17 protein-coding genes are annotated in these 19,220 nt (G+C 73.8%); 6 read left to right on the plus strand and 11 right to left on the minus strand.

Annotated features, from left to right (window positions below; all coding sequences use genetic code 11):
- Window positions 1-212 precede the first annotated feature (212 nt).
- Window positions 213-590: an ankyrin repeat domain-containing protein gene (locus TBIS_RS11525; RefSeq protein WP_013132568.1), complete on the minus strand. Its 378-nt coding sequence runs from the start codon at window positions 588-590 to the stop codon at window positions 213-215.
- Window positions 591-691: 101 nt separating this feature from the next.
- Between TBIS_RS11525 and TBIS_RS11530 the strand changes: the two genes are divergently transcribed.
- Complete coding sequence (locus TBIS_RS11530; protein WP_013132569.1) at window positions 692-1,597, plus strand: proteasome assembly chaperone family protein; 906 nt, start codon at window positions 692-694, stop codon at window positions 1,595-1,597.
- Window positions 1,598-1,629: 32 nt separating this feature from the next.
- Here the strand turns inward: TBIS_RS11530 and TBIS_RS11535 are convergent, their stop codons facing one another.
- Window positions 1,630-2,421: a tyrosine-protein phosphatase gene (locus TBIS_RS11535; RefSeq protein WP_013132570.1), complete on the minus strand. Its 792-nt coding sequence runs from the start codon at window positions 2,419-2,421 to the stop codon at window positions 1,630-1,632.
- A gap of 207 nt (window positions 2,422-2,628) precedes the next feature.
- Between TBIS_RS11535 and TBIS_RS11540 the strand changes: the two genes are divergently transcribed.
- On the plus strand, window positions 2,629-3,918 hold the full coding sequence (locus TBIS_RS11540) for an SGNH/GDSL hydrolase family protein (RefSeq protein WP_013132571.1): 1,290 nt from the start codon (window positions 2,629-2,631) through the stop codon (window positions 3,916-3,918).
- Between the two features lie 210 nt (window positions 3,919-4,128).
- Here the strand turns inward: TBIS_RS11540 and TBIS_RS11545 are convergent, their stop codons facing one another.
- The 3 genes from TBIS_RS11545 to TBIS_RS11555 all read right to left on the minus strand — a co-directional run bounded on the left by TBIS_RS11545 (window position 4,129) and on the right by TBIS_RS11555 (window position 9,412).
- Complete coding sequence (locus TBIS_RS11545; protein WP_013132572.1) at window positions 4,129-4,782, minus strand: HAD family hydrolase; 654 nt, start codon at window positions 4,780-4,782, stop codon at window positions 4,129-4,131.
- A gap of 100 nt (window positions 4,783-4,882) precedes the next feature.
- On the minus strand, window positions 4,883-8,830 hold the full coding sequence (gene hrpA, locus TBIS_RS11550; RefSeq protein ID WP_013132573.1) for an ATP-dependent RNA helicase HrpA: 3,948 nt from the start codon (window positions 8,828-8,830) through the stop codon (window positions 4,883-4,885).
- Window positions 8,831-8,911: 81 nt separating this feature from the next.
- Window positions 8,912-9,412 (minus strand): winged helix-turn-helix domain-containing protein, encoded by a 501-nt coding sequence (locus TBIS_RS11555; RefSeq protein WP_013132574.1) that lies wholly within the window; start codon window positions 9,410-9,412, stop codon window positions 8,912-8,914.
- A gap of 438 nt (window positions 9,413-9,850) precedes the next feature.
- Between TBIS_RS11555 and TBIS_RS11560 the strand changes: the two genes are divergently transcribed.
- Both TBIS_RS11560 and TBIS_RS11565 read left to right on the plus strand, forming a co-directional pair.
- A complete protein-coding gene (locus TBIS_RS11560; protein ID WP_425263889.1) occupies window positions 9,851-10,585 on the plus strand; it encodes a PfkB family carbohydrate kinase in 735 nt (244 codons plus the stop codon).
- A 95-nt stretch (window positions 10,586-10,680) separates the two neighbouring features.
- Window positions 10,681-10,971, plus strand: a complete 291-nt coding sequence (locus TBIS_RS11565) for a hypothetical protein (protein WP_013132575.1) — start codon at window positions 10,681-10,683, stop codon at window positions 10,969-10,971.
- 275 nt (window positions 10,972-11,246) lie between these two features.
- Here the strand turns inward: TBIS_RS11565 and TBIS_RS11570 are convergent, their stop codons facing one another.
- Window positions 11,247-12,119, minus strand: a complete 873-nt coding sequence (locus tag TBIS_RS11570) for a universal stress protein (protein ID WP_013132576.1) — start codon at window positions 12,117-12,119, stop codon at window positions 11,247-11,249.
- A gap of 212 nt (window positions 12,120-12,331) precedes the next feature.
- On the opposite strand from TBIS_RS11570, the gene TBIS_RS11575 reads away from it, so the two are divergent.
- Window positions 12,332-12,760: an Hsp20/alpha crystallin family protein gene (locus tag TBIS_RS11575; RefSeq protein WP_013132577.1), complete on the plus strand. Its 429-nt coding sequence runs from the start codon at window positions 12,332-12,334 to the stop codon at window positions 12,758-12,760.
- 317 nt (window positions 12,761-13,077) lie between these two features.
- On the opposite strand, the gene TBIS_RS11580 is transcribed toward TBIS_RS11575, so the two are convergent.
- Window positions 13,078-13,947, minus strand: a complete 870-nt coding sequence (locus tag TBIS_RS11580; protein ID WP_013132578.1) for a universal stress protein — start codon at window positions 13,945-13,947, stop codon at window positions 13,078-13,080.
- 200 nt (window positions 13,948-14,147) lie between these two features.
- On the opposite strand from TBIS_RS11580, the gene TBIS_RS11585 reads away from it, so the two are divergent.
- Window positions 14,148-14,417 (plus strand): DUF1876 domain-containing protein, encoded by a 270-nt coding sequence (locus TBIS_RS11585; protein WP_013132579.1) that lies wholly within the window; start codon window positions 14,148-14,150, stop codon window positions 14,415-14,417.
- A 42-nt stretch (window positions 14,418-14,459) separates the two neighbouring features.
- Here the strand turns inward: TBIS_RS11585 and ligD are convergent, their stop codons facing one another.
- The 4 genes from ligD to TBIS_RS18220 form a co-directional block, all read right to left on the minus strand.
- A complete protein-coding gene (gene ligD / locus TBIS_RS11590) occupies window positions 14,460-15,425 on the minus strand; it encodes a non-homologous end-joining DNA ligase (RefSeq protein WP_013132580.1) in 966 nt (321 codons plus the stop codon).
- An 18-nt stretch (window positions 15,426-15,443) separates the two neighbouring features.
- Window positions 15,444-17,462, minus strand: coding sequence for a S8 family serine peptidase (locus TBIS_RS11595; RefSeq protein ID WP_013132581.1), 2,019 nt, complete (start codon window positions 17,460-17,462; stop codon window positions 15,444-15,446).
- Window positions 17,463-17,660: 198 nt separating this feature from the next.
- Window positions 17,661-17,966: a hypothetical protein gene (locus TBIS_RS11600; RefSeq protein ID WP_013132582.1), complete on the minus strand. Its 306-nt coding sequence runs from the start codon at window positions 17,964-17,966 to the stop codon at window positions 17,661-17,663.
- Window positions 17,967-18,036: 70 nt separating this feature from the next.
- Window positions 18,037-18,909: a hypothetical protein gene (locus tag TBIS_RS18220; protein WP_013132583.1), complete on the minus strand. Its 873-nt coding sequence runs from the start codon at window positions 18,907-18,909 to the stop codon at window positions 18,037-18,039.
- Window positions 18,910-19,220: the final 311 nt, after the last annotated feature.

A 19,220-nucleotide genomic window follows, 5' to 3' on the forward strand; every position in this document is an offset into this window, starting at 1 on the left:
CGAATAAAAGCCGCCAATCTTTTCAGTTACCAGAAAATGGTACTATCCGCATATCACGCACCATTTAGTACGTATCGGAACGATGCCGAAACACGCCGATCGGCCGTACGGCGCAGCGCGCGACACACCGCGCGACCGGCGCACGGCGGGGTGACCGGCGTTCCGCCCCACCGGATCGGCGACCGGCGCCGCACCGGGCGCACGGGCGCCGATCAGGCTTCCAGCAGATCGATGATCTCCGGATCGCCGAACATCCGTGCCGTCTCGATCGCCGAGGGGCGGCCCGCGTACAGGTCGGCGCCCGCCTCCAGGAGCGCCTTCACCACCTCGCGCTCCTTCTTGAACACCGCCCCGGCGAGCGGGGTCTGTCCCCGGTCGTTGGCGAGGTCGGGGTCGGCACCCCGCGCGAGCAGGGCGCGCACCGTGTCCGCATGCCCGTGGTAGGCGGCGAGCATGAGCAGTGAGTCACCGTTCTGGTTCCGCAGGTTGACCGGTACCCCGGCGTCCACGTAGGCGCTGAGCGCCTCGGTGTTGCCGGTCCGGGCGAGCCGGAACAGCCGGGTGGCGAACTCTTCCAGGTCCGGATCCATCTCCACATCTCCACGGTAGGGTCGCAACCGCGAGGGCTCGGCTACGGTCCGGCGCACCATAGGGTCAAGAAGTAAACCGCCCTTGAGAAAGGTTGGGAGACGTGTTCGACCCCACGGATCTCTACCGGCTCGACAGGGACATTCCCGAACTGACCGATCCGGTGCTCCTCTACCACTTCGACGGTTTCGTGGACGCCGGCGGCGCCGGTCGGCTCGCCCTCGGCCACCTCCTGGCGACGCTGGAGCACCGGGTGATCGCCACCTTTGACGTGGACCGGCTCATCGACTACCGGTCCCGCCGGCCGTTGATGATCTTTGACACCGACCGGTGGGTCGACTACGACACCCCCGAGCTCGCCATCCACCTCACCCAGGACCTGACCGGCACCCCGTTTCTGATCATGACCGGGCCGGAGCCCGACCGGGAGTGGGAGCTGTTCACCGAGGCGCTCGGCATGATCGTCACCCAGCTCAAGGTGGCGAAGCTGGTGACCGTGCACGGCATCCCGATGGGCGTGCCGCACACCCGGCCGCTCGGCTACACCGCCCATCAGAGCCGGCCCGGCCTGGTCGCCGCGCAGCCGAGCCCGTTCGGCAAGGTCCGGGTGCCCGCAGGGCTGGCCGCGCTCATCGAGTTCCGGCTCGGCGCCAAGGGCCACGACACGTTCGGCTTCGCGATCCACGTCCCGCACTACCTGGCCCAGGCCGAGTACCCGGCGGCCGCGGTGACCGCGCTGGAGGCGATCACCCGGAACACCGGCCTGGTCTTCCCCATGGACGGGCTCCGTGAGGCGGCGGCGAAGACCACCGCCGAGATCGAAGAGCAGATCAGCGCCTCGGTCGAGCTGTCCACCGCGATCCGCGGCCTGGAGCAGCAGTTCGACGCCTTCCACGCCGGCGCCGCCCGGCAGGACCAGCAGCCGGAGAACATCCACGTGCCGACCGGCGACGAGCTCGCCGCCCAGTTCGAGGCGTTCCTCGCCGAGCAGGAGGACCGGGACCGGTGACCGGCCGGGTACGGCCCGGCCCGCCGCGGCCGTCAGCCGCGCAGGCGGGCCCGGAGCATCTCGGTGTCGGTGTCCGTCCAGCCGTGCGCCTTGAGCCATCCGAGCGGACCGCCGAACCGCTCGTCGAGCGTGGCGAAGAACCGCGCCATGTACTCGGCGCGGGGCAGGTGGCTGCTGGCGGGCTTGCCGTCCAGGTCGGCCCGGTAGGTCTCGCTCGCGCGTAGCCGGGCCAGGATGCGCTCCAGCCGCTCGCCGGTCGCCACGTAGTCGGCGATGATCGCCTCGCGGGTGGCCCCGGCGACCGCGAGCGCCATCGCCACGACCACCCCGGTCCGGTCCTTCCCCGCCGCGCAGTGGACCACGGCGAGCCCGTCGTCCACGGCGAGCGTGCGCAGGGCCGCCACGATCGAATCCGGGCGATCGCGCAGGTAGCCGTAGTAGTAGCCGGTCACCCTCAGCTCGGCGATGTCCTCCTCCGAGCGCTCCCGCTGCCAGGGAAGCACGCGGTCGTCGATCGTGCGGGCCTCCACGTCGGTGAAGTCCCCCACCTCGGTGAGCAGGCTCAGGTGGTGGATGCCGATCCCGGGCACGCGGGTGAGCGGGCCGGGCCCCTCCAGCCGCACCTCGACCTCGGACCGCAGGTCGACGACCCGCCGCAGGTTCAAGGCGTTGACCAGCAGGTCGACGTCCCGTTCGGTCAGCCCTTGCAGGTTGTCGGCGCGGAGGATCCGTCCGAAGCGGGTGGTGCCCCCGTCCTCCGTGGGGAGCCCGCCCAGGTCCCGGACGTTGACCGCGCCCTCCAGGGGAATCCAGCGATCATCCATCAGTGCGAGCGTACCCTCCCGGCCCTGCCGTGGAGCGGAGCCGAGGTTAACGGCGGGTTGACGGAATCACTCTGCTCCCACGAGCACCATCCGTTACGCAAACCGCCGTAATGTATGGGCTCAACGGAGGCTCGTCCCGAGCCACGGTGCCCTTTGCTTCCTCGCACCCCCCACCGTTCCCTTGTGCGAACGAGGAGGATGACTCGCATGCCACGGCCGGTCCTCCGGTGGACCACGGCCGCCATCGCCCTGGCCACGGCCGCACTGGCGGTCCCCCCGGCGGAGGCGCAGGCGGCGCGGGAGAGCGCGTCCGCCGCACGGTACGCCACCCCCCTGCCGGCCGCCACCGAGATCGCCCCGCATGCGGCGCGCGGCGCCGCGGACCGGAAGACGGAGCGACGGCACCTCGTCGGCGCCTGGTCGGCCGCGACCAGCCGGGTGCCCGCCGTGGTGGGTGGCCAGACGATCCGGATGGTCGTGCGGATCAGCATCGGCGGCACCGAGGCTCGCATCCGGCTGTCCAACGTGTTCGGCACCCGGCCGGTCACGTTCGGGCGCGTCCGCCTCGGCATCCAGCGGGCCGGGGCGCGGATCAAGCCCGGCACGAACCGGTCGGTGACCTTCGGCGGCCGCAAGTCCGTGACCGTGGCCCCCGGCCGCGCGGTCTGGAGCGATCCGATCCGCGGGCGGTTCCCCCGCGGGTCGGACCTCGTGATCAGCATCTACGTCCCGCACACGGTGCGGGACGTCACCGGGCATGAGCGCGCCTACGCGACCACCTACCTGTCCCGGCCCGGCGACCACACCCGGGCGGAGAGCGCCACGGCGTTCACCTACACCAGCGTCCAGTGGTACTTCCTCGACCGGGTCGCGGTGACCGCGCCGGCCACGACCCGGGCGGTGGTGGCGTTCGGCGACTCGCTCACCGACGGCACCGGCCAGGAGATCGACGCCAACCGCCGCTGGACCGACTACCTCAGCCACCGGCTCGCCCGGGTGTCCGCCCGGCGGCGGCTGAGCGTGCTCAACGCCGGCATCGCCGGGAACCGGCTGCTCGAGCCGAACGTCGGCCCGAGCGGCCTGAGCAGGTTCCGGCGGGACGCGCTCCTCCAGCCCGGGGTGCGCACGGTCGTCGTCTTCATCGGCATCAACGACATCTCCCGGGGCTCGGTCACGTCCGCGCAGCAGCTGATCGACGGCTACCAGCGCCTGATCAAGGCGGCGCGGGCCAAGCGCGTCCGGGTGCTCGGCGCGACCCTCACGCCGTTCGGCGGGTACGCCACCTGGACGCCGGAGCGCGAGGAGATCAGGCAGCAGGTCAACGAGTGGATCCGCACGAGCCGCGCGTTCGACGGGGTGGTCGACTTCGACCGGGCCGTGCGCGACCCCGACGCGCCCGATCGGCTCCACCCCGCCTACGACGCCGGCGACCACCTGCACATGAGCGACGCCGGGCGCAAGCGCCTCGCCTACGCGCTCAACCTCCGGCTGCTGTGACCCCGGCGCGGCCTGGCCACGGTCGCCCGGGCCGGCCTGGGTAAGCCCGGCGCGGTCCGGCCACGCCCGGAGGGTTCAGGTTGATCACGCAAGAGACCCGGGCCTGACCTCGCCCATCGGACCAGCCAGACCCGGCACGGGTACGCCCCTCCGGGACCGGGCTGGGGCTGGGTCGCACCCGCCGGCCCGGCGCCGGGCCGGCGTCCTCGGTCAGGCGAGCTCCGGGACCCGGCGCGCCAGCTCGAGCAGGGAGTCGGCGACCAGGTCGGCCGCGGCGGCCTCCGGCCGGGCCGCGTGGAGGTGGCCCCACGGCCCGCGGCGGAGCAGGGCGGCGCGCAGCCCGCACTCCTTCGCGGGCAGCACGTCCCGGTCGAGCCGGTCGCCCACGTAGAGGATCTCCGCGCGATCGCAGCCCGCGGCCGCGGCGACCTTCGCGAAGAACTCCGGGTCCGGCTTCTCCACCCCCCACCCCTCCGAGGTGTGGATCGAGTCCACCGGGAGGTCCATCGCGGCGAGGGCGTCGTAGGCCTGGGCGGGCTGATTGCCCGCGATGATCAGCCGGTGGCCGGCGGCGCGGAGCGCGGCGAGGCCGGGCCGTACGTCGGGGTAGAGATCCGCGGCGTCGAAGTTCTCCCGCAGGCCGCCCGGGTCGTCCCGCCGCCACGCCTCGAGCTCCGCCTCGAGATCGAAACCGGGCCGGATCAGCTCGAACGCCTCCTCGTACCCCTTGTCCGCGGCGGCCATCGCGCCGAGCACCCCCATGAGAGTGAACCGGGTGACGCCGAGCCGGTCGGCCCAGCGCGACCAGATGCGGGTCTCGTCGATCAGCGTCTCCCCCACATCGAAGACGACCGCCCGGATCACGCCGCTGTCTCTCCCTTCGTCGATGGTCGCCTGCGATCGCCGGCCGGGCCCGCCCGGGGGCGCGGAGCCGCGGCCGCCGGGCCACGGCCCGCCCCGGCCGTCACGGCACGGCGATCCGCTCCATGGCCTTGCGGATGCGCTTCTCGGACACGGGGATCGGGGTGCCGAGCTGCTGGGCGAACAGGCTCACCCGCAGCTCCTCGATCATCCACCGGATCTCCCGTACGGCGGGCGCGTCCCGGTGCTGCGGCTCCAGCCGGTCGAGCAGCTCGTCATAGGCGTCCTCGACCTCCTGCACCTGGCGCATCCGCTCGCCGTCCCGGAAGGGGTCCTCGCCGAGCTTGCCGAGCCGGCGGGTGACCGCCCGCAGGTAGCGGGCCAGGTGCGGCAGCCGGTCATACCCGGTGTCGGTCACGAAGCCCGGGTAGACGAGCCGCTCGAGCTGCCCCTTGACGTCGGCGACCACGTCGGCCGGGCCGCCCCGCTCGATCGCGGCGAGCGCGGTGCACGCCTCGTGCCAGGCCGCGAGCGCCCGCTCGACCCGCGCGACCACCTCCTCCGCGGTCTCGTAGAGCGAGGCGCGCACGTGATCGTGGAGCCGGCGGAAGCCCTCCTCGTCCCACGCCGGTCCCCCGGCCTGGGCCATGAGCGCGTCGACCGCGCAGGCGACGCAGTCGTCGAACAGCGCCACCGCGCTCCCGTGCGGGCTCCGGCTGAGCGTGAGCTTCTGCTCGGTGGTGAGCCCGCGGAGGATCGACTTCGCCGGGTTGACCGTGGTGAGCATGAGCAGGCGCCGCGTCCCGGCCCACATCGCCTTGCGCTGCTCGTCCTCGGTCTCGAACATCCGGACCGCGACGCTGTCGGTCTCGTCGACGAGCGCCGGGTAGGCCCGCATGCGCCCGTGCTGGAAGACCTTGGGCAGCGTGCCGATGGTCCAGCTCCGCAGCCCGGTCCGCTCGAGGTCCTCGGCCGCCTTGGAGAGCGTGTCCCGGAGCCGGGGGGCGAGGATGCGCTTGAGCTCGGTGAGGTCCTTGCTCTCGGCGAGCGTGCGCTTGCGCTCGTCGACCACCCGGAAGGTGATCCGCAGGTGGTCGGGGATCCGCTCGAGGTTCCAGGCGTCGCGGGGCACCCGCACCCCGGTCAGCTCGTACAGCTCCCGCTCGAGCGCGTCCAGCAGCGGCTCGCTCCCGGGCCGCACCCGGCTCAGCACCTTCTTGGCGTAGTCGGGGGCCGGCACGAAGTTGCGCCGCAGGTCCTTCGGCAGGGACCTGATCAGCTCGGTGATGAGCTCCTCACGCAGCCCCGGGACCTGCCACTCGAACCCGGTCGGGTCGACCTGGTTGAGCACGGAGAGCGGGATGTGCACGGTCACCCCGTCCGCGCCCCGGTCGCGGTCGTGGCCGCCGCCTCGCCGGACCGCCTCGGCGAGCCCGGCGCCCGGGTCGAACCGGTAGGTGAGCCGCATCCGGTGCCCGTTGTGCCGCCACGTGTCCGGGTAGTCCTCCTCCCGCACCCCGGCGCCCTCGTTGATCAGCATCTCCGGGGTGAAGGTGAGCAGGTCGGGGTTCTCCTTCGACGCCTTCTTCCACCAGGCGTCGAAGTGCCGGCCGGAGACCACCTCGGCGGGGATCCGCCGGTCGTAGAAGTCGAACAGCGTCTCGTCGTCGACGAGGATGTCCCGGCGCCGGGCCTTCTCCTCGAGCCGCTCGACCTCCTGCAGCAGCCGCCGGTTGGCGTGGAAGAACTTGTGGTGGGTGCGCCAGTCGCCCTCGACCAGCGCGTGGCGGATGAAGAGCTCCCGGCTCAGCTCCGGGTCGATCCGCCCGTAATTGACCTTGCGCTCGGTCACGATCGGCACGCCGTACAGGGTGACCTTCTCGAAGGCGATGACGGCGGCCTGCTCCGGGTCCCAGTGCGGCTCGCTGTAGCTCCGCTTGACCAGGTGCTGGGCGAGCGGCTCGACCCACTCCGGTTTGATCTTCGCGTTGATCCGGCCCCAGAGCCGGGAGGTCTCCACGAGCTCGGCCGACATCACCCAGGTGGGCTGCGCCTTGGCGAGCGCGGAGCCGGGGAAGATCGCGAAGCGGGCGCCGCGGGCGCCGAGGTACTCGGTGATCGGCCGGCGTCCGTCCTGGCGGCGCTTGGTGTCGAGGTCCTTCAGGCCGATGTGCGAGAGCAGCCCGGCGAGGAGCGACTGGTGGATCCGGTCGGGGTCGGCGTCGGCGCTGTTCAGCACGATGCCGAGCGAGGTGGCCACCTCGGTGAGCTGGCTGACGATGTCCTGCCACTCCCGGACCCGCAGGTAGTTGAGGTACTCGGCCTTGCACATCCGCCGGAAGGCGCTCGAGGAGAGCTCCCGCTGCCGCTCCTGCAGGTACCGCCAGAGGTTGAGGAAGGTGAGGAAGTCCGACTCCTTGTCGGCGAAGCGGCGGTGCTTCTCGTCCGCCGCCTGCTGGTTGTCGGCGGGCCGCTCGCGGGGGTCCTGGATGGAGAGGGCGGCGGCGATGATGATGACCTCGCGCGCGCAGCCGTTCCGGCCGGCCTCGAGCACCATGCGGCCCAGCCGGGGGTCCACCGGGAGCTGGGCGAGCTTCCGCCCGATCGGGGTGAGCCGCACCTCGCGCTGCTGCGCCCCGGGTACCTGCTCGATGGCGCCGAGCTCGTGGAGGAGCGCGTAGGCGTCCCTGATCTGCCGGGGGTCCGGCGGGTCGACGAACGGGAACTCGGCGACGTCGCCGAGCTTGAGCGCGGCCATCTGCAGGATGACGCTGGCGAGGTTGGTGCGGAGGATCTCCGGGTCGGTGAACCGCGGCCGGGAGTTGAAGTCCTCCTCGCTGTAGAGCCGGATGCAGATGCCGTCGGAGGTCCGGCCGCACCGGCCCTTGCGCTGGTCGGCGGAGGCCTGCGAGATCGGCTCGATGGGCAGCCGCTGCACCTTGAGCCGGTTGCTGTACCGGGAGATCCGCGCCGTGCCCGGGTCGATGACGTACCGGATGCCGGGCACGGTGAGCGACGTCTCGGCGACGTTGGTGGCGAGCACGATGCGCCGCCCCCGGTGCGGCTGGAACACCCGCTGCTGCTCGGCGGTGGAGAGCCGCGCGTACAGCGGGAGGACCTCCTCCGGCCGCCCCTTGAGCGCGTCGGCGGTGTCGCGGATCTCCCGCTCGCCGCTGAGGAAGACGAGGATGTCGCCCGGTCCGGCCGCGCAGAGCTCGTCGACCGCGTTGACGATGGCCTGGGTCTGGTCCTCGTCCTCGCCGATCGGCCGGTACCGCACCTCGACCGGGTAGGTCCGCCCGGAGACCTCGATGATCGGCGCCGGCTCCCCGTCGGGGCCGCGGAAGTGCCGGGCGAAGCTCTCCGGGTCGATGGTGGCCGAGGTGATGATCACCTTGAGGTCCGGCCGCCGGGGGAGGATCCGCTTGAGGTAGCCGAGGATGAAGTCGATGTTGAGGCTGCGCTCGTGCGCCTCGTCGATGATGATCGTGTCGTACTGCAGGAGCAGCGGGTCCGACTGCAGCTCGGCGAGCAGGATGCCGTCGGTCATCAGCTTGATGAGCGTCCCGTCGCTCGAGCGGTCGGTGAACCGCACCTTGTAACCGACCGCGTCGCCGAGCGGGACCCCGAGCTCCTCGGCGATGCGCGCGGCCACGGAGCGCGCGGCGATGCGCCGGGGCTGGGTGTGCCCGATCGCGCCGTGCACCCCGCGGCCGAGCTCGAGGCAGATCTTGGGGAGCTGCGTGGTCTTTCCGGAGCCGGTCTCCCCCGCCACGATCACGACCTGGTGGTCGCGCACGGCCGCGAGCAGGTCGTCCTTGCGCTGGACGACGGGCAGCTCCGGGGGGTAGACGATCGGCGGCACCGCGGCCCGCCGGGCCTCGACCCGGCGCTGCGCCGCCTCGAGCTCCGCGGCTATCTCACCGATCACCGCGCGGCGGGCCCCGCCATCGCGGATCTTGCGGACGCCGTTGAGTCGGCGGCGCAACCGGTGCCGGTCGCGCGGCATGAGATCCTGCAGACGGCTGTGGAGATCGGCGAGCGTGTCCATCGCACGCTCAAGGATAGGCAACCGCGCGGACACCGGGGCCGGGCGCCGATCCGCGCGGCGCCCGGGCATCGCGCGCCCCGGTCACCGCCCGGGGCGCCGTGGCGGCTGGTACTTGTAGCCGACGTTCCGCACCGTGACGATCCGGTTGGCGTGCCTGCCGAGCTTGCGGCGGAGCCGCAGCACGTGGACGTCCACCGTGCGCACGCCCTGGTCGGTGTAGCGGTCCCACACCGCCGCCAGGAGCTGCCGGCGGTTGTACACCCTTCCCGGGGAGGAGCGGAGGTAGTCGAGGAGCTCGAACTCGCGGTAGGTGAGGCTGATCTCCTCGCCGTCCACCCGGACCACGCGGGAGGCCCGGTCCACCACCAGGTCGTCCCCCTCCCTCTCCGGCGGCCGGCCCGCCGCTCCCCCGGCCGGGGCGGCCGGTACGGCCCGGCCGTCGGCGGGGACCATGTGCCCGACTATGACGAGCGCCTGATCGGATCCGGGGATCGGAACCACGCTGAGCACGGCACCCTGGTCGCCGGACGGCACCGGGTGCGGGTCATGCCCGTTCCGCAGGCCATCGATGAGCTGAGACATTCGCGATCTCCTCCTGCCTGGTCGTCATCCGGATCGGTGGCTCCGGAACGCGACAGGCGGCGCCGCAGACGCGGAGCAGATCGATGTGCCTGCGCTCAGTCAGCCCTCGCCGTGGACCCATACGAGCATGATGCCGCGGGTAAAGCCTTCTTTCAAGATAGGAAAAGTCGATTTAATCCGGCGGGCTTGATCCCTCCTCCGGGCGCGCTGAGAGACTGAGGAGCGTCGACCGGAGGTGATCATGATCCTGGTCTGCGGAGAGGCCCTCATCGACCTGGTGCCCGCCGGCGCGGACGGCCTGTGGCGGGCGGTCCCGGGCGGCGGACCGGCGAACACCGCCGTGGCCATCGCCCGCCTGGGCACGCCGGTGCAGCTGCTCTGCCGGATCTCCCGCGACGGGTTCGGCGGCGGATCCGCGCGCACCTCGCGGAGTGCGGCGTGGGTCTGGAGCTCGCCGTGGAGGCGGCCGAGCCGACCACGCTCGCCGTGGTCGACCTGGACGACCGGGGCTCGGCCGCGTTCGGCTTCTACGTGAACGGCACCGCGGACTGGCGGTGGAGCGCCGCGGAGCTGCCCTCCTCGCTCCCTCCCGGCACCCGCGCGGTGCACATCGGCTCCCTCGCCGCCGTGGTGCCGCCCGGCGCGGACGTGCTCCGCGACTGGGCGGCCGGCCTGGCCCGGCGCGACCCGGAGCTCACCGTGGTGTACGACGTGAACGTCCGGCCGGCGCTCCTCCCCGACCGGGAGGAGTACCGGGCCCGGGTCGAGCCCTGGCTCCGCATCGCACGGGTGGTCAAGGCGAGCGACGAGGACCTGGCCTGGCTCTACCCCGGCCGGGAGCCCGCCGACGTGGCCCGGGAGTGGCTCGGGGCCCACGGGCTCGAGCTCGTGCTGCTCACCCTGGGCGCGCGCGGCGCGGCCGCGTTCGCCGCCGGCGGCACCGTCGCGCGGGCCGACGGCGTCCCGGTGCGGGTCGCCGACACGGTCGGGGCCGGCGACACGTTCACCGGCGCCTTCCTCCACGCCACCCTGTCCCGGGGGATGGACCTCGCCGCCGCCCTCCGGTACGCCGTCACGGCCGCCGCCCTGACCTGCACCCGCGAGGGCGCCGTACCGCCGTCCCGCGCCGAGGTCGACGCGCTCGCCCTCGGCCCCGCCCCGCGGGTGTCCTGATCCCCGGCCCTGCCTTGCGTGTTCCCTTGTCCGGATTACGGGGTTTCTGTCCGGGTAGCGACGAAGACAAGGCGAACACCACAAGGGGGGACCAAGTGATCAGAACACTCCACAAGATGGGTGTGCGCTCCTCGCACATGTACGGGGCAGGCATCGCGTCGATCGGCCTGACCGTCGTCTCGTGGTTCCTCTCCAACCGGTACGAGCACGCAGGCATCGACCGGGCCGACCGCTGGGGCCTGTTCATCGGCGAGTGGGCCCCGACGCTCTTCGCGATGGGGATCGCTCTCCGCATGGAGGAGATGCAGGCGGAGAAGGAGCGCGAGACCCCCGAGTGGCGGGAACAGCCGACCGAGATGCGCCGTCCGACCCGCGCCGGGGTGTAGCGGGTACGCGAAGCATCGGCACAGGCCGGTCGGGGACCGGGCCGGGAGGCAGGGGGGCAACCCGGCGGCGACCTCGCCGGCCTGACGCATGCGAACGGGCGGGCCGGCGCCCCGTCCCGGCGGGCGCCGCGCCGATTGGCCGGCCGTACCCATCCCAGATGAGCCGAGCCGGGCTTACCCGGTGGGCCGCCCCGGCCGAACCGGGTGCCCCGGTCCGGCGGCCACGCCCCGGGCGCCCGGACGACCCGGGCCGGCCGTACCCGGCGCGGCGGGCGTCACCCGCCCTTCGGCCGGACGATGGCGATCGGGCAGCGGGCCCGGTGCAGCACTCCGTGGCTGACCGAGCCGAGGAGTGCCTTGCCGATGCCGCCGTGTCTCCGGGAGCCGACCACGAGCAGGTCCGCCGAGCCGGACAGGTCGGCGAGCACCGGGACCGGGTGACCGCACACGGCCGTGTCGATGAGCTCCACGTCGGGGTTCCGGTCCCGCCACGGCGCGAGCCGCTCCCGGAACTCCCGCACCTCCTCGTCGAAGGCGTCGCGGTCCACGGGCGTGCCGGCGAGCGCCAGCGGGTTGTGCAGATGCCGGTGCCAGGCGTGCAGCGCGCGCAGCCGGGCCCCGCGGAGCCGGGCCTCCTCGATGGCGAACTCGAGGGCGGGGTCCGTGTGCGCCTCACCGTCCACCCCGACCACGACCTCGTCGTACGTCTTCTCCTGGAGCCAGCGCACCACGACGACCGGCACCGGGGAGTGCGAGGCGAGCCCCATGCCGACGGACCCGAGCACGAGCCCGGCGAAGCCGCCCATGCCCCGGCTGCCGACCGCCACGACGTCCGCCCGCTCCGCCTCGGTGAGCAGCCGCTCGATCACCGCACCGGTCACCACTTCCGTGGTCACCTCGAGGTCGGGGGCCCGCTCCTTCGCCCGTTCCGCGGCACGGGCGACCACCCCCTCGCAGTACTCGGTGAGCGACTGGTGATAGCCGGCCACGCCATGGAAGGGGAACTCGTTGGCCCACGGTTCGCGCACGTGCACGATCCGCAGGCGGGCACCGCGTCGCCGGGCGTCGTCCGCCGCCCACTCCACCGCCGCGAGCGCCGACTTCGACCCGTCGACCCCCACGACCACCACGCCGGTCTTTCCGGACATCGCAACTCCCTCTCCCGGTTATCTCCACAGTGCCCCCTATTTCTCCATCCCACGCCGGTCACCCGGTCATCAGAACCGGCCGAAGGTCATCCACGCCCGGGACCTCCGCCACTGGGACAGATCAGTGGCCTGGTGGTGGGATGGAACCGAAAAGACCGGAAACACCTATTGGGGAGCAAGAGCCCACGGGGGGACAAACGGAGGTGGTTCGGATGAGCCTCATGCGGAGCGAGCCCTGGAGCATGCTGCCCGATCTGTTCGACTGGCTCGACGAGCCGCTCGCGGGCTTCCGGCCGATGATGTCGATGTTCGGGCGGCAGATCCGCTTCGAGGACTTCATCGAGGACGACCGGTACGTGCTCCGGGCCGAGCTGCCCGGCATCGACCCGGACAAGGACGTCGAGATCACCCTGTCGAACGGGATCCTGACCGTCCACGCCGAGCGGCGCCACGAGGAGCGGGAGGCGCAGCGCTCGGAGTTCCGGTACGGCTCGTTCACCCGGTCGATCGCGCTCCCCGCGGGCGCCGACGAGAACGACGTCAAGGCCACCTACGACCGGGGCATCCTCGAGATCAGCGTGGGCCTGCGCAAGAAGGAGAAGGAGCGGGGCAAGCGCATCCCCATCGAGCGAGCGTCCTGAGGCGCGGCCGTTCCCACGGATCGCCCCCGATGCGTGCCGGGCGCCGGCCGGCGCCCGGCACGTTCCATGTCCGGCGCCGGCCGCCCGCTCCGTACTTCAGGACCGCGGTGCGGGATGGTACGGGCGCACAGCAAGGCCCACGGACGGGGCCGGACACCCGCGAGCAGGCCGTCAGGCACACGCAAGGCTCAGAGCGCCCAGGCCCACGGTGCACGACCGCATCCGCCACGCCGGCCATGCGGGCGCAGGGCCTAAGGCAGCACGGTACGGCCCGGCGGCGCCCCGGAGGCCGGGGGACGCACCGGAGGCGCGCCGCCTCAGCCGGACGACGGCCGGGGCCGTACCACCGCGACCGGGCAGTAGGCGTGGTGCAGCACGGCGCGGCTGACCGAGCCGAGCACCAGCGACCCGAGCGCGCCCCGGCCGTGCGAGCCCACCACCAGCAGTGCGGCGCCCGCCGCCGCGGCGGTGAGCGCGTCGACCGGGTGCGCGAGCACCGCCTCCTCGGTGACCTCCACGTCCGGGTACCGGTTCCGCCACGGCTCCAGGGCGCTGGAGAGGATCCGGTGCTCGGCCTCCCGCGCCTCCTCGGGGTCGTAGCCGATCTCGGGCACGAGCGGCAGGATCGGCAGCCGCCACGCGTACACGGCACGGATCCGGGCACCGCGCAGCCGGGCCTCGCCGAACGCGTACGCCATGGCCGGCTCGCACTCGGGTGAGCCGTCGACCCCCAGCACGATCTCCTCGCGCTCGGCGGCCTTCTCCCAACCGGGCCGGACCACGACCACCGGCCCGGGCGCGTGGCCCGCCACGTGGGAGGCGACCGAGCCGAGCACGGCGCCGGCGAACCCGCCCACCCCGGTGCCGCCGACCACGACCGCGCTCGCCTCATCCGCCTTCTCCCGCAGGATCCGCGCGGGCAGGCCTTCGGCGATCTCCAGGCTGACCTCCACGTCCGGCCGCCGCTTGCGCGCGATCGCCTCGGCCTCCGCGAGGGCCCGCTCCGCCTGCTGGGTGAGCGGGTCGCCCGCTCCGGTGGGGAACTTCACCGCGCTGTACGCCCAGCGGTCGATCACGCTGACGAAGCGGACCGGGCAGCCGCGGCGGGCCGCGTCGTCGACCGCCCACGCCGCGGCCGCGTTGGCCGCCGGTGAACCGTCCGTGCCGACGATGATCAAATCCGGCATCACGCTCCCCTTTCTCGCACCCGGGGCACCTCCATCTGATCGCCGGCCGGCGGTGCCGTCCAGGTCCGAAGGTCCCGGCTCCCGTTTACCGAAAGGTCGCCATCGGAGGCGGGCGGCTCACCAACAATCGGCAGATTTTGGGCAAAGGTCGACGTGAACGCGGCCCGGCGGGGGATGGACGGCGACCTGGGGTGTTCGCGATGGAGACCAAGCGCTGGAACGTCGAGCTCGTCCTCACCGAGGACGACAACGACGACATCACCACGGCGACCGCCGTGCTCTACACGGACGGAGGCGAGCGGCGGCACGAGTGCGTGGGCCGGGCCAGGCGGAACCCGGCCGACCCGGCCGTTCCGGAGATCGGTGACGAGCTCGCCGCCGGCCGGGCACTGGCCGACCTCAGCTCCCGGCTGCTCAGCGAGGGCGCCGCGGACGTGGCCCGGATGGCGCAGCAGGCCCACCAGGCCTGACCCACCGGCGGCAGGCCGGGCGGCACGCCGCCCGGGCGCGGCTCAGTCCTCCCGGACCACCTCGTCCGGGCGCTTGTCCGCCCGGAGCCCGCGCCAGGAGGGGTGCCGCAGCCTGCCCTCACCGGTCCACTCCGTGTACCGGACCTCGCCGACCAGCACCGGCTCGACCCAGCGGGCGTCGCGCACCTCCTCCCGCGGCGGTTCCTCGGCGAAGGGGTGGCCGCGCCGCTCGAGCGGCGCCAGCCGCTGCGCCAGGTCGCGCAGCGCGGCCTCGGTGAACCCCGTGCCGACGTGGCCCGCGTACCGCAGGCCGTCGGCCGTCTGGACCCCGACGAGCAGCGAGCCGATCGTCCCGCTCCGCCGGCCGCCGCCCGGCTTCCACCCGCACACGACCACGTCCTGGGTGCGGAAGTTCTTCACCTTCACCCAGTCGGGCGAGCGCCGGCCCGGCCGGTACGGCGAGGCGAGCCGCTTGGCCACCACCCCCTCCAGGCCGAGCCGGCGGGACTCCGCGACCGCGCGCGGGCCCGCGCCGTGGTAGCACGGGGGCACGTCCCAGCGCTCCCCGCCCCGCACGATCTCCTCCAGCAGCGCCCGGCGCTCCGCGTACGGCAGGCCGATCACCGGCGTGGCGTCGATGTGGAGCAGGTCGAAGAGCAGGTACGTCACGGGTGAGGTGACCGAGAGCCGGGCGACCCGCAGCGGGTCCCGCTGGTGGATCCTCGGCTGCAGCGCCTCGAACGACGGCCTCCCTTGCCGGTCGAAGGCGACGATCTCCCCGTCGAGCACCAGGTCGTGCCCGCCCACCGCGCCGGCGAGGCCGTGCGTCTCCGGGTAGGCGGCGGTGATGTCGAGCCCGTTGCGCGAGACCAGCCGAAGCCGGCCGTCCTCGATGTAGGCGAGCGCGCGGACGCCGTCCCACTTCATCTCGTGGGCGTACGCCTCGTCCGGCTCCGGCAGCGCACCCGGCCGCGCGAGCATGGGCGCGTAGGCGGGCAACCGGCCCATGCGCGGACCCGGCCGGGCTCAGTCGAGCAGGTCGGAGACCGGCTCGACCGGAAGCCCGGCGGCCTGCATCTCCTCGGCGAGCCAGCAGAGCGCGCTCAGCCCGTCCGGAACCGGGCCGGCCGAGCCCGGTGGCGCGCCCGCCGCCGCGCCGCGGGGCGCGGGCCCGCTACTGGATTCCGGCCCACCGGCCTGGGCCGCCGCACCGTTGACCGCCCCGGCCCCGGCGTGGCCGTACCGCCCCGGCGGCTGCGCCGCGGGGCCGGCGGCCGGGGCCGCCCCCGGCGTGCCCTGGCCCGCGGCGGGCGGGAGCAGGCCCGCGGTGACCATCTCCGTGGTGAGCTGCTCGAGCAGGGTCGTGACCTCGCCCGGGTCCGGTGCGATGAGCGCGAGCGCGGGGGCGAGCGCGCGGAGCGCGTCCGGCAGCCCCGCGCCGGTGCGCCGGGCGTCGCCGAGGTCGATGGGCGTGCAGCTCGCCTTGATGATCTGGAAGAGGCGGTCGACCCGGCGGGCGTCCCGGGCGGCGAACGCGCCGTGGAAGTCGGGGTGGTGGGCGAGCACGAGCGCGGCGAGGCCCGCGACGTGCGGGGCGGCGGCCGAGGCGCCGTCCATCACCGCGTACCCGTCCGGCGGCACGCTGGAGAGGATCGCCACCCCGGGCGCGCACACGTCCACCTCCGGGCCGTGGCAGGCGAACTTCGGCGAGAAGTACCCGTCGGCCGTCCGCGGCTCCCGCAGCTCGGCCGCGTGCGCCGTACCGGGCGGGAACTCGCCGGTCTTGCCGATCGCGGTGACCGTGAGCACGGTGGGCAGGACGCCGGGGAACCAGACCGGGCCGCCGTCGCTGCCCGCCGCCACCACGCAGGCCACGCCCGCGTTGCGCGCCTGGTCGATCTTCGCCGCCACGAGCTGGGACGGGTGGCGGCAGGCGAGGCCCAGGCTGACCACGTCGATCCCCTCACCGATGGCGTGGTCGAGGGCCTCGATCAGGTCGCTGAACCTGCCGCCGGGGAAGATCTTGCACACGTGGACCTCGGCCTCGACGGCGAACCCCACGATGCCCCGGCCGTCGTCGGCGCCGGCGATGATCCCGGCGCAGTGGGAGCCGTGGCCCGCGCCGTCCGCCGTCCAGCCGTCCGGCCGGTCGCCGGTGAGGTCGAGCCCGGCGCGCACCCGGCCGGCCAGGTCGGGGTGGCCGGTGTCCGCCCCCGAGTCGATGATCGCGATCTTCACCCCGGCCCCGCGGAGCGTGGGCGGCAGCCGGTCGAGGTTCATCGCCCGCTGGCCCCAGCCGAAGACCTGGGTGCCGGGGAAGCCGGGGATGGCGTCGGCCAGCGGGGTCAGCTCGACCAGGTTGTCCCGGTCGGTGGCGAGGGACGGCCGGTCGAGGTACGCGCTCCAGTGGCCGGCGCGGGGCTTCACCACCACCCCGGTGACGGATTCCGGTGTCTCCCCGGTCATCGTCACCGTGGCCCGCCCGTCCGGCCCGGTGACCGCCTGGGCGGTCCAGGCGGCGCCGATCACGTAGACGACCGCCCCGGGCACGGGCCTGCCGCCGGCGCCCTTGACGAGGAAGGTGACGGTGAGCTCCGGGCCGGGCGGCAGGACCGCGGCGGAGGCGCGCCGCCGGCGGGGCGCCGCCTCGGCCAAGGCGAGCAGCCGGTCGCGCTCGATGTGGAGCTGGGGATGGCGCAGCCGCAGGGTGAGCGCGTGCTCGGGCGTCATGTCGGCGACCACGATCGGCGGGAACGGCGCCCCGCCCGTGCAGAGCGTCCCCGCCCCGCCCGTGTCGCGCAGCCGGCGGCGCACCCGCACCTGCGGATCCTCCTCGAGCAGCCGCAGCAGGCCGGCGGCGTCCATGGCCGGGGCGGTCACCCCGCGCATGGCGAGGGACTGCTGCGGCAGCGCCGCCACCATGTACCGCCGGGGCCGGGGCTCCACCGGGCGCGGCGACTGCCGGGCCGCCTGCCTGGTCCGGCCCGCGGCGGCCGGGCGCGGCTCCTCTTTTCCGTCCTTGGGCTTGTCGTTGCTGGTCACCACGTTCGACTCTCCCCAGCTCAGGCTGTGTCGGTGGGCGGGCCGGGCGGATGGATCGGCCGGGCGAGCCCGGGGCATCCGGCGCGGGTGGATCCCCCGGGGCTCGTGCGCGCCGCGCGATGCGGTGCGAGGCAGTGCGGGCGGCCGGGTACGGCGCGGGCCCGGACCGGCCGAGCACCGGTCCGGGCCGTCAGGATCGCGTCACCGAAGTGGAGCGGTCTGGCCGGCATTGATGGCACCGAGCACCGACTGGATGTGGGCGAGGCACGCCTCGTACTGCCCGTTCCGGTACAGCCGCACGCCCTGCACCAGCGACGGGATGACCCCCGCGACCTGCGGCCACTGCGGGAGCGACGCCCGCAGCCAGCCGTACAGGTGCCGGAGCGCCTCGGCGCACCGTACCTGCGGCGGAAGGAGCGGCCCCTGCTGTGCCGCGGCCGGCATCCCCATCCCGGCCGGGACCGCGCCCAGGGCAGGGGCGATCGCGAGGTTCACCGCCGGCGCCATGCCGGGTCCCCCCGAGGCCGGTCCCGGCAGGCCAGGTCCTCCACTCAGTGAGTTCACCACGCGCCCCCTGTCAGACCGCCGCCCCCGCGGCCGCCGGGACATGCGCGGCCTGGGGCTGGGCCATCGGGTACGCCTGGGCGGCCTGCGGCTGCGCGGCGTACGCGGCGGCGGCCCCCGGAGCGGCCGGGTGGGCCACGGCCTGCTGCGCCGCCTGCAGGGCGGCGAGCGCGGCCTGCTGCGGCTGAGCCGCGTAACCGGCGGCCGGCGCCATCTGCTGCGCGGCCATCGCCTGCGGCACGGCCTGGAGGGCGGGCTGGTACGCCAGAGCCGCCTGCGGCTGCGCGGCGTACGCGGCGGCGGCCCCCGGAGCGGCCGGCTGGGCCACGGCCTGCTGCGCCGCCTGCAGGGCGGCGAGCGCGGCCTGCTGCGGCTGAGCCGCGTAACCGGCGGCCGGCGCCATCTGCTGCGCGGCCATCGCCTGCGGCACGGCCTGCGGGATCTGCGCAGCGGCCGGGACCGGCGCGGGGGTCACCGCGTACGGCTGGCCCTGCGGGAGGGCGGCGGCGTACTGCTGGGCCTGCGGGACGGCGGCGGCGATCGGCTGGGCCTGCGGGACGGCGGCGGCGATCGGCTGGGCGCCGTTGGCCGGCCCGTTGATCGCCGGGGCCTGCTGGGACAGCACCGCGTCGAGGACCTGCCGCGCGGCCGCGGCGCCGTAGCGCAGCCCCTGGCGGGCGAGCTTGTCCCAGAAGGTCACCGGGCTCACCAGGTGCTCCTGCGGGAGGATCTGGTCCTCTGGCGAGGTCACCGGGCCGTACGGGCTCATCTGCGGCAGCCCCAGCGGCTGAGCGATCTGCCGGCCGATGGGCTGCGGGGAGAGGTACTGAAGCGGATTGCTCAGAGCAGTAGCCGGATACGAGGCTTCCATAGCTGTGAACGTCATGGTCACTCCTTCGAGCCAGCCGTCTGGCTCATCGCCCACAGTGATTACACAGCGTTATCTGTCCAAAACGCAACGTGATAGGCGTAATGGTGTGCTAAGCCCTGGTCTGTTCCTGGAAGGGGCGATCAGCTGGGGCTCGGCGGACGCGCGGGCCGGCCGGACGGCTGCGCGAGCGGGAGGAGGACCGGGATGAACGACCTGCCGATCTGCGTCACCTGCGGCGTTCAGTACGCCGCGCCGCGTGACGACTGCCCCATCTGCGAGGACGAACGCCAGTACGTCGGATGGGGCGGACAGCGGTGGACCACCCT

This window comes from Thermobispora bispora DSM 43833 (assembly GCF_000092645.1).
Lineage (GTDB): Bacteria > Actinomycetota > Actinomycetes > Streptosporangiales > Streptosporangiaceae > Thermobispora > Thermobispora bispora.